Source organism: Paenibacillus sp. JT22N15 (genome assembly GCF_059383755.1).
Genome location: NZ_JBXENV010000036.1, coordinates 1 through 1,320, shown reverse-complemented (window position 1 = coordinate 1,320; position 1,320 = coordinate 1). Strand labels below are relative to the sequence as shown.

Annotated in this window: 1 protein-coding gene; it reads right to left on the bottom strand. The window is 43.8% G+C overall.

The features are described from left to right. Positions 1-1,193: IS110 family RNA-guided transposase (locus AC50X8_RS32380; protein WP_494883711.1), on the bottom strand; the 1,193-nt coding region annotated here is incomplete at its 3' end. Between the last annotated feature and the right edge of the window lie 127 nt (positions 1,194-1,320).

Genomic DNA, 1,320 nt, shown 5'->3' with positions numbered 1-1,320 from the left:
TCAACAAAGCTCTCTTGCTTCACTAATAATGCATAAATCCAGTGCAGGAGCTTGTTAACACACGCAATCAGAGCGACGCGATAAGGCTTTCCTGATTCGCGCTTCTTGTCGTAAAACTCACGTAGTCTCTTGCTGCCTGACTTCCTAAGACCGCACAATACGGCGAGATATAAGGCGTGTCGTAGCTTTTTTGAACCACGTTTGGTAATGCGATTGCTGGTAGCTGTGAACTTACCTGAAGCGTAAACACTAGGGTCAATTCCTGCGAAAGCAACCAGCTTTTTAGCGTGATTAAACCGATGGATCTCCCCGATCTCAGACAGAATCGTTGCAGCGATTTTGCTTCCTATACCGGGTATCGATTGGATAATCTGATAAGCCTCAACTTCTTCAGCAAGAGCATCAACCTGACTTCGTAGATGGGAAAGATGCTCTTGGTACTGAAGGAGTAAATCGATGTATAACACTAAGCTTATCAAATGGCTACTGTAGCCTACTTTCTGAAAAGGATTGTTAGCTGCAGCTGCCAGGATAAGGCTTGCTTTTTCGTCAGCCCAGCGATCAGATCGACTTGGGCATAGGCATGTAATTGTGTTGGCGATATTCGCTTCTCCAGCAACTTGAAAGGCAGTAGGAGTCGTAAATTGCTTAAGAAGTTGCAGAGAAACTCTGGAATAGAGGTCACCGAAGATACCTCTGTAGTCTGGGAATACCTGATCTAAAACGGCTTGGAACTGAAGTTTTACCTGTACATACATTTGCGTAAGAGAGTCATACTGACGCGTTAAATGTCTAAGATTCAATAATTGAACGCCACGTTTTTTATGGTCTTCAAATTCCTCTTTGTAATACAGTTCACATAGCCGGAAGGCATCAACCGCATCCGTTTTCACTTTGCGTAGACTTGATTTCTTGGCTTGATGTGAAATGAGAGGGTTTACGACTAAGAACAAGATGCCGTGCTCCTCTAAATACTGTATAACGGCTTGGTGATAGTGGCCCGTGGATTCCAAAATAACAATCGGGGCCTTTTCAGCCTTAATCTGCACGTTGGTAATGACGTCTAGAAGCTGCTTAAGACCATCTTGATTATGCTGAAAACAAAATGGATGTCCAAAGGGCTGGCCTTTGTCTAAGAAAACTTGTCCATCACTTTTACCTTTTGAAATATCCAGGCCAATGACTGGATTCATGAAAAACTCACCCTCTCACGTATATTGCCGGCACCCCTAAGCACTGCTCATAGTTCCATAACATCGCTTGTTATGCGAGATCTGTTCGTCTCAACCAGCTTAAACATGGTTTCTATAAGTAGGGGGG